Below are 8,787 nucleotides of genomic sequence, written 5' to 3' on the forward strand. Positions count from 1 at the left end.
TGCCGGGGCGAAGTCAAGTCGAACGGGTATACCCAGTAATCAGTCGTTCTGCTCGATGAACTGGGCCAGTTGCGTCTTGGACTGGGCGCCGACCAGTGAAGCGACCTTGGCGCCGGATTTGAAAAGCATGACGGTCGGTACACCACGTACACCATGCTCGGCGGCAATTTCCGGGGCATCGTCGACGTTGATGCTGACCACCTTGAGATTGTCTTCGCGCTCGTCGGCGATTTCATCGACCACGGGAGCCATCATCTTGCAAGGGCCGCACCACGGTGCCCAGAACTTCAATAGGACCGGCTTGTCAGCTTTAAGAACTTCCTGCTCGAAGTTAGCGGTGGTGACATCGACGTTGTTGGCCATGTGATTCTCCAGTTGCATTGCGCTTCTTCAAGCGAGCTTGTTACGGCGTAGTCGGGTGATGTTATCGGTCGCCGGCGCCTCTGGCAATTCCCCCCGGCGTTATCTTTCCGATAGATAGACACTATGCAGGGGGAGTACAAGAGATGGGCGGTTCCCCTTATTTTACCATGCCAATATGCTATAAAGTAATTGCAACGCAAAATCCATATTGCCTCTGGGCATGAAAGGGCGTCGAGTCGTCGATGCTCGAGAGGATATGACACGACAATAGTGGAGATGGCAGATATGAAGCTGCAACAGCTGCGTTATATCTGGGAAGTGACGCGGCATAATCTCAATGTGTCTGCGACGGCACAGAACCTATACACCTCTCAGCCGGGGATTTCCAAGCAGATCCGCCTGCTGGAAGATGAGTTGGGGGTCGAGATTTTTGCCCGCAGTGGAAAGCATCTGACGCGTGTCACCCCCGCGGGTCAGGCGATCATCGAGTTGGCTGGACAAGTGTTGCGGACTACCGAGAATATCAAGCAGGTTGCCCAGGAACACAGTGATGAACGCCGAGGCAGCCTATCGGTCGCCACGACGCATACCCAGGCACGTTACGCCTTGCCCCCGGTCATCCGCGCCTTTCGGGAGAAATATCCGGATGTTGCGCTGCACATGCAGCAGGGGACGCCCAAGCAGATTGCCCAAATGGTCAGTGAGGGATCAGCCGATTTTGCCATTTGCACTGAATCACTGGAATTGTTCAGTGACCTGATTCTGCTGCCTTGCTATCGCTGGAATCGATGCATCCTGGTTCCCCAGGATCACCCGCTGGCCCAGAGTGACGAATTGACGTTGGAAACGTTGGCAGAGTATCCGTTGGTGACGTATGTCTTCGGTTTTACCGGCCGCTCTCAGCTTGATGACGCGTTTCGCTCCAGGGACCTCGTTCCCAATGTTGTCCTGACGGCTGCTGATGCTGATGTCATCAAGACCTATGTCCGCCTTGGCATGGGGGTGGGGATCGTGGCTCATATGGCATACGATCCGGAATTGGATAATGATCTGGTGGCATTGGATGCCAGTCATCTCTTTGCGAGTTCGACGACCAAGATCGGTATTCGCCGCGGTACCTTCATGCGCGGTTATATGTACGACTTCCTTCAGAACTTTGCCGATCATCTTGATCGGGATACCGTGGATGCCGCCCTGGAAGCCGGGCCACGTAATGAGCAAGCGTTGTTCGGCCGGATCGAGTTGCCTGAACGGTAATCGGGTGGCGTGTACAGAACGGCCTTGCCCCGGCCATGACAGTGACCGGGGCAAGGTGACGGGTGCGAGCGACCGTTAGTGAGAGGTTCCGCCGAGCAGGCTTAGTGCTGCAGGTGAAGGCCGCACTCTCGTTTGTCTTCCACCTTGGTGGGATCGAAGTAATCGAAGTTGTTAGGCAAGTCGTGCTTCTGCAGATATTGGTACATGTCCTTGGCTGTCCAGTACAGTACCGGTGCAACTTTGATGATTCCGTCAGCGTTGATCGACACCGGTTGCATCTCGGCCCGCTGTGTCGTGTCTTCGGCACGTAATGCCGTCAGCCAGATTTCCGGTGCCATTTCATGCAGCGCCCGCTGGAACGGTTCGAGTTTGACCTCTTCCGTGAAGGCGGCATGGCGTGGATCATCGATATCCGGTACCGGGCCGTCGACGGCTTCGCGATGTGCCCGGGAGCGACGAGGGTGGTAGATGGTCAGATTCAAGCTGAGTCGTTGTGCCACCTCTTCGGCAAAGCGGTAGGTCGCTTCGGTATTGTATCCGGAATCCATCCAGACCACCGGGATGTCAGGTTTCACCTGAGTCGCCATGTGAAGAATCACGGCCTCGAATGGGCGAAAATTGGTCGTGCAGATTGCATGTTTGCCGAGCCCCAATGCCCAGCGTGTCAAGGCTTCGGGATCGCTCCCCAGGTCCCGGTTAATGGTATCGATATCGAATTCCATGTGTGCCTCCAATAGCTGACGGGGTCGGGTTACCCCTAGAATGGTTCCAACATTACCAAAACCTGGAGACTCTCACCCAATATCGATTGGTTCGGTTCTTATATAGCTAAATGATTTCAACTGACCAGTTTCTTAGAACGATATGAGTTACTCCATACATGCAATACCGCTGGACATTGGTCCGAGACGGGGCGATCGAGAGGCTGGGGTCAATGAGAGACATTGCAGGTAGCATCCAATGCTGTTAGCAAGTGACTGATCTTGTCCAGCGTCTCATGGTATTCGGCCGTTTCGTCGGAATCGGCGACCAGTCCGCCACCTCCCCATAAGTGCAAGTGTCCGCCTTCCGCCACGGCAGTTCGAATGGCAATGGAGGTGTCCATATGACCACGCCGATCGATATACCCCAGGCTGCCGCAATATACGCTGCGCCGGCTTGGTTCGAGCTCATCGATGATCTGCATGGCCCGCACTTTCGGGGCACCTGTGATCGAGCCCCCGGGGAATGCAGCTGCCAGCAGGTCCAGGGGAAGGTAGGACGTGTCCAGCTCACCCTGGATCACACTGACCAGGTGGTGGACATTGGCGTAACTTTCCAACCCACATAGCTGGGGGACTTGAACGCTGCCGGGACGGCACACACGACCCAGGTCATTGCGAAGTAGGTCGACGATCATGACATTTTCGGCGCGATCCTTGTCACTGTGTACCAGTTCATCGGCAAGCCGTTTGTCATCTCCTGGGGTCTGCCCGCGGGGGCGAGTGCCCTTGATGGGGCGCGCTTCGACACTACCGCCACGTGCTTGAAGGAACCGCTCGGGGGAGAGGGAGAGAATGCCTTGATCCGCCCAGGCCATGAAGCCGGAGAAAGGCGTTGGCGTGGCAGCGCGCAAGCGGCGGTAGGCCTGCCACAGGTCGCCTTCGTAGGGCGCACTGAAACGCTGTGCCAGGTTGATCTGATAGCAGTCACCGGAATGGATGTAGCGCTGGACCGCTCGAAAACGTTCACCGTAGTCTTGTGCATCCATTTCAGCCACGAAAGGTGCCGTGATGCGAAAAGGCGTCGTGGATGAAGAGGGTTCGTCCAGCCATGCCATGACCTGCCGGCGGCGTTCAGAGGAGGCAACCAGCCAGCTTCGCTGCTGCTGATGGTCCTGGATAAGCGCCCAGTCATAGAGGCCGACTCGGCATCGGGGGAGATGAGTGGCATCCTTGGCGTGGTTGGGCAGCGGTTCCAGATGACGGCTCAGGTCGTAGCTCCAATAGCCGATCAATCCTCCCAGGAAAGGGAGGTCGCTATCGACATCTATTTCGCCAAGGCTGTCGAGCATGGCCTGCTGGGCCTTGAAAGGGTCATCCGGTAGCGGTCGAGAAGGGGAGCATTGCAAATGGCCGTGGTTGTCGATCTCGAGCAGTGCCAATGGATCGCAACTCAAGATATCGTACCGCCCTCCGGGACTTTCCGGCTTGCCACTGTCCAGTAGTACCGCGCCACGTCGGTGGCGCAGCGCTTCGAAGTAGCCCAGAGGATGGCGACGGTAGGGCAGTGCAACGATGTCTAGTGTCGGTGACGTCATGCTCGGCTTCTTTCCAATGAGCGGTCCATTCTAGGGTATCGCAGTGCCATTTGTCGCATCGATGCATGGGCCGGCTATCCGCAATATTACCAGGTTGCATTATTCCTTGGTCTGATGGATTGTTGACAAGCCGTGCAGTGGCACTGACATTGAGTGGTCCGGCAGGGGAAAGAGCGCGCAGATATCGCGGCTTGACCTGCGATGAAGCGCTAGGATAACGTTCTCCAAACTTTAGATTGTCGACAATATATGAATTCTGAAACCGATGCCGTGGAAGTTCGCACACTTGCCGAGCGCGTGTTCAACCAGCTTCAAGACGCGATCGTCAGAGGTGAACTGGCCCCGGGCAGCAAGATAACCGAGCCGGGCCTGTCGAAAGCCTATGGTATCTCTCGCGGTCCATTGCGCGAGGCAATGCGTCGCTTGGAGGTCCATCGCTTGATTGAACGGGTTCCCCACGTAGGGGCGCGTGTGGTCAAGTTGTCGATGAAGGAACTGCTTGAGCTGTTCGATGTGCGTGAGGCGCTGGAAAGCATGGCTGCACGCCTTGCTGCAGAGAACATGTCACCTGATGAAGTCGCAAAACTTCGTGAAGTACTGGCATTTCATGAGGGGCAGGCCGACCTGGCGCGAGGTGAGGCGTATTACCAGCGTGAAGGGGATCTGGACTTCCATTATTGCATCGTCCAGGGCAGCCACAATCGCATGTTGATGACGATTCTCTGCGACGATCTCTATTACTTGGTGAGATTGTATCGCACCCAGTTCACAGCCAGCGGTAATCGTCCGCAAAGAGCGTTTGTTGAGCACCATCGAATCGTCGATGCGATTGAATCGGGAGATGCCGAACTGGCCGAGCTGTTGATGCGGCGCCATATCAGTGCGTCACGTGCGACGGTTGCCGAGCGTTATGCGGCAGTGCTGGAAGAGGAAGCTTCGCAACCTGCCACTGGTTGATATCAGGAGTAAAGTCATGACTCGAAGTACGCCTGGAGCGCGATTCCGTGACGCTCTCGAGCGCCACCATCCGCTGCCGATCGTCGGTACCATCAATGCTTATACGGCACTCATGGCACAGCAGGTCGGCCATCCCGCAATCTATTTATCCGGTGGTGGTGTGGCCAATGCGTCGTTTGGTCTGCCTGATCTGGGCATGACGACCATGAACGATGTCGTGGAGGATGCCCGCCGAATTACCGGCGCCTGTGAACTGCCCTTATTGGTGGATATCGATACCGGATGGGGTGGCGCCTTCAATATCGCTCGCACGATCAAGGAGATGCAGCGCGCAGAGGTGGCCGCAGTTCATCTTGAAGATCAGGTGGCACAGAAACGGTGTGGTCATCGTCCCAACAAGGCCATTGTGTCCAGACAGGAGATGGTAGACCGCATCAAAGCGGCGTCGGACGCCAAACTGGATCCTGATTTCTTCCTGATCGCGCGTACCGATGCGTTCCAAAAAGAAGGACTGGAATCCGCGATAGACAGGGCCAATGCCTGCATCGAAGCGGGTGCGGATGCGATCTTCGCAGAAGCGGTGCACTCTCTGGATGACTATCGTGCCTTTTGCGACGGTGTCACGGCCCCCGTTCTGGCCAATATTACCGAGTTCGGAGCGACACCGCTGTTCTCGCAACACGAACTCGCCGAGGCGGGGTGTCGTCTGGTGCTGTATCCATTATCCGCATTCCGCGCCATGAATGCGGCTGCGATGGCTGTCTATCAAAGCATTCATCAGCAGGGTCACCAGCGCGACGTCGTTGATATGATGCAGACCCGTGATGAGCTTTACGACATCCTCGATTACCACGAATACGAACGTAAGCTCGATGCTCTTTTCGCTTCTGAAAGGAACCAATAACGCGTGGTTGCAAGCCGCTAACCATCATCACTGTCTGTTGTCGCTAGGAGTCACGTCATGGCTGAGAAAACACCGGTAAGCACAGGGTTGCGAGGGCAGAGCGCAGGAAGTACGGCTCTCTGCACTGTTGGTAAAAGCGGTTCGGGACTGACGTATCGCGGCTATGATATCCATGATCTGGCAGAACATGCCCGGTTCGAAGAAGTGGCGTATCTACTGCTCAAGGGAAAGTTGCCGACACGACAGGAGTTGGATGCCTACGTAACGAAACTCAAGCGGTTGCGTTGGTTACCGGCGCCTCTCAAGGCCGTGCTGGAGCAGATACCGGCCGATTCTCATCCCATGGATGTCATGCGTACCGGGGCTTCCATGCTGGGCGATCTGGAAACGGAGGAGAGTTTCGGTCAGCAACAGGACCGTGCGGACCGTTTGCTGGCGGCGCTGCCTTCCATCATTTGTTATTGGTACCGGTACTCCCATGACGGTGTTCGTATTGAAACCGACACGGACGACGAGTCAGTTGGCGGCCATTTTCTGCGTCTGCTTCACGACGCTCCTCCTTCTGAACTGCATGCCGGCGTGATGAACGTGTCATTGATCCTGTATGCGGAACATGAGTTCAATGCGTCCACTTTCAATGCTCGTGTCTGTGCGTCGACGCTGTCGGATATCCATTCGTGTGTAACCGGGGCCATCGGTACGCTGCGCGGTCCGTTGCATGGCGGTGCCAATGAAGCGGCTATGGCGATGATCGAGAACTGGCGGACGCCGGATGAGGCGGAGCGTGAACTGCTTGGCATGCTCGAACGTAAAGAAAAAATCATGGGGTTTGGCCATGCCATCTATCGCGACTCCGACCCCCGCAATGCCATCATAAAGCGCTGGTCTGCACGCTTGGCCGAGGATGTTGGGGATACGCGTCTATACCCCGTATCAGAGCGATGCGAAGCAGTCATGTGGCGGGAGAAGCGCCTGTTCTGTAACGCTGACTTTTTCCATGCCAGTGCCTATCACTTCATGGGGATTCCGACCAAACTATTTACACCGATTTTTGTGTGCTCGCGTGTGACCGGTTGGTGTGCACACGTTTTCGAACAGCGTGAAGGCAATCGTATCATCCGTCCTAGTGCAGATTATGTCGGTCCCGAGCATCAAGCCTGGCTACCGATAGAGCATCGACAATAAGGTTGTCTGCCACGAGCTTTTTCGCCTGGATTCAAGGGAAGTTGCATGAGCACCAATGTTGATTTGAATGAACGTCCGGAATACGACATCGAGTTGCAGCGGATTGCGGATTATGTCCTCGAGTATCGCATTGACAGTCAGGAAGCGCTGGACACGGCCCGCAATTGTTTGATGGATACCCTGGGCTGCGGCTTGTTGGCACTTCGTTTTCCTGAATGCACCAAGCATCTGGGACCGCTGGTCGAGGGCACGGTGGTCCCCAATGGGGCTCGGGTACCCGGTACCTCCTTTCGGCTCGATCCGGTCAAGGCAGCTTGGGACATTGGCTGTATCATCCGCTGGCTGGACTACAATGACACTTGGTTGGCTGCCGAGTGGGGGCATCCTTCCGATAATCTGGGGGGCATACTGGCGATGGCGGATCATCTGTCGCAAAAGCGCCTGTCGTATGGTGAGCCCCCCCTGACCATGCGTGATGTCCTGGAAGCCATGATCATGGCTCATGAGATACAGGGCGTCATCGCGCTGGAAAACTCCTTCAATCGAGTGGGGCTGGACCATGTGGTTCTGGTCAAAGTGGCTTCGACGGCAGTGGCCGCCAAGCTCATGGGGGCGAGCCGTGAGCAGTTACTGGCTGCATTGTCCCACGCCTGGGTCGATGGCCAGAGTCTGCGAACGTATCGGCATGCCCCCAATGCAGGGTCCCGCAAATCGTGGGCGGCGGGTGATGCCACATCTCGAGGGGTGCGGTTGGCTGATATAGCGATGCGCGGTGAGATGGGGGTTCCCGGGGTGCTTTCTGCACCACAATGGGGGTTCTATGACGTTCTCTTTTCCAAAACGAACAAGGATCAGCAGGTCAAGCCGGAAGGCCAACGCAGGTTCTCGTTCAGCCAGGACTATGGCACCTACGTGATGGAGAATGTACTGTTCAAGATTTCGTTCCCGGCCGAGTTTCATGCCCAGACCGCATGCGAAGCTGCTGTCAAACTGCATCCGCAGGTCAAGGGTCGGCTCGACGAGATCGACCGGATTGTCATTACCACGCATGAGTCGGCGATCCGCATCATCTCCAAAGTCGGCAAGCTGGCCAATCCCGCCGATCGTGATCATTGCCTCCAGTACATGGCGGCGGTTCCCCTGGCCTTCGGGTATCTGGTCGCCGAGCATTATGAAGATGATTTCCACGCGGCCAATCCGGTTATTGATGAACTACGCGATAAAATGGAAGTCGTCGAGGATGAGCGTTATACCCGTGAATACCTGGAAGCCGACAAACGTTCTATAGCGAATGCTATCCAGGTCTTTTTCAAGGATGGTAGCAAGACCGACCAGGTGGCAGTGGAGTATCCGATCGGCCATCGCCGTCGACGCGAAGAAGGGATTCCGTTGCTGGAAGAAAAATTCAAGGCCAACCTGGCTACCCGCTTTGTCCCCCAGCGTTGCGAGGCTATCTTTGCGCTATGCAAGGACCAGGTGGCTCTGGAAGCGACTCCGGTCAATCGTTTCGTTGATATGTGGATGGCCTGAAAGCGCATCGTGACGCGGTTTTGAGGTGGCTATCCAGGCACGTTTCCGGCGAGCGTTGTGGCGTGTCTGACGTGGATGGACTATATTTTTGGTTTCGGGTCTTGTCACATGTCAGGCTTCGGTTTATAGTACGCATCCGCTGCCGGCGAGGCGCAGGCGTTGCCGGTGGTGTGGTGGTCCGAAGTGGTTGTTTTGCTGGTTATTTTCGGATCATGGGGCGTTATCGGGATTGACAGGTTGGTGGAATCCGGTAGAATACGCCTTCCCTGCTGAGGCACGGCCCGGCGGGATG

At 56.1% G+C, this 8,787-nt stretch carries 9 protein-coding genes; 5 read left to right on the forward strand and 4 right to left on the reverse strand.

Annotated features, from left to right (window positions below):
* Window positions 1–39: 39 nt before the first annotated feature.
* Window positions 40–363: a thioredoxin gene (gene trxA / locus BLW01_RS10020; RefSeq protein WP_092569359.1), complete on the reverse strand. Its 324-nt coding sequence runs from the start codon at window positions 361–363 to the stop codon at window positions 40–42.
* 285 nt (window positions 364–648) lie between these two features.
* Here trxA and cysB point away from each other — a divergent pair, with 285 nt between their 5' ends.
* On the forward strand, window positions 649–1,620 hold the full coding sequence (cysB, locus tag BLW01_RS10025; RefSeq protein WP_092569360.1) for an HTH-type transcriptional regulator CysB: 972 nt from the start codon (window positions 649–651) through the stop codon (window positions 1,618–1,620).
* 101 nt (window positions 1,621–1,721) lie between these two features.
* On the opposite strand, the gene BLW01_RS10030 is transcribed toward cysB, so the two are convergent.
* A complete protein-coding gene (locus tag BLW01_RS10030; RefSeq protein WP_092569361.1) occupies window positions 1,722–2,342 on the reverse strand; it encodes a phosphoadenosine phosphosulfate reductase domain-containing protein in 621 nt (206 codons plus the stop codon).
* Between the two features lie 209 nt (window positions 2,343–2,551).
* Complete coding sequence (gene pabB, locus BLW01_RS10035; RefSeq protein ID WP_092569362.1) at window positions 2,552–3,919, reverse strand: aminodeoxychorismate synthase component I; 1,368 nt, start codon at window positions 3,917–3,919, stop codon at window positions 2,552–2,554.
* Between the two features lie 249 nt (window positions 3,920–4,168).
* Here pabB and BLW01_RS10040 point away from each other — a divergent pair, with 249 nt between their 5' ends.
* The 4 genes from BLW01_RS10040 to prpD are packed head-to-tail and all read left to right on the forward strand — an operon-like array spanning window position 4,169 to window position 8,495.
* Entirely contained in the window at window positions 4,169–4,876 is a 708-nt protein-coding gene (locus tag BLW01_RS10040) for a GntR family transcriptional regulator (protein WP_092569363.1), read from the forward strand.
* A gap of 16 nt (window positions 4,877–4,892) precedes the next feature.
* Window positions 4,893–5,780, forward strand: coding sequence for a methylisocitrate lyase (gene prpB / locus BLW01_RS10045; protein WP_092569364.1), 888 nt, complete (start codon window positions 4,893–4,895; stop codon window positions 5,778–5,780).
* A gap of 57 nt (window positions 5,781–5,837) precedes the next feature.
* Entirely contained in the window at window positions 5,838–6,965 is a 1,128-nt protein-coding gene (gene prpC, locus BLW01_RS10050; protein WP_092569365.1) for a bifunctional 2-methylcitrate synthase/citrate synthase, read from the forward strand.
* Between the two features lie 45 nt (window positions 6,966–7,010).
* Window positions 7,011–8,495, forward strand: a complete 1,485-nt coding sequence (gene prpD / locus BLW01_RS10055; protein WP_092569366.1) for a 2-methylcitrate dehydratase — start codon at window positions 7,011–7,013, stop codon at window positions 8,493–8,495.
* A 104-nt stretch (window positions 8,496–8,599) separates the two neighbouring features.
* On the opposite strand, the gene BLW01_RS18595 is transcribed toward prpD, so the two are convergent.
* Window positions 8,600–8,787, reverse strand: a 188-nt coding sequence (locus BLW01_RS18595) for a hypothetical protein (RefSeq protein WP_217635520.1), incomplete at its 5' end; no start/stop codon positions are given.

Origin of the sequence: Aidingimonas halophila (assembly GCF_900106955.1) — a bacterium.
GTDB classification, from domain to species: Bacteria; Pseudomonadota; Gammaproteobacteria; order Pseudomonadales; family Halomonadaceae; genus Aidingimonas; species Aidingimonas halophila.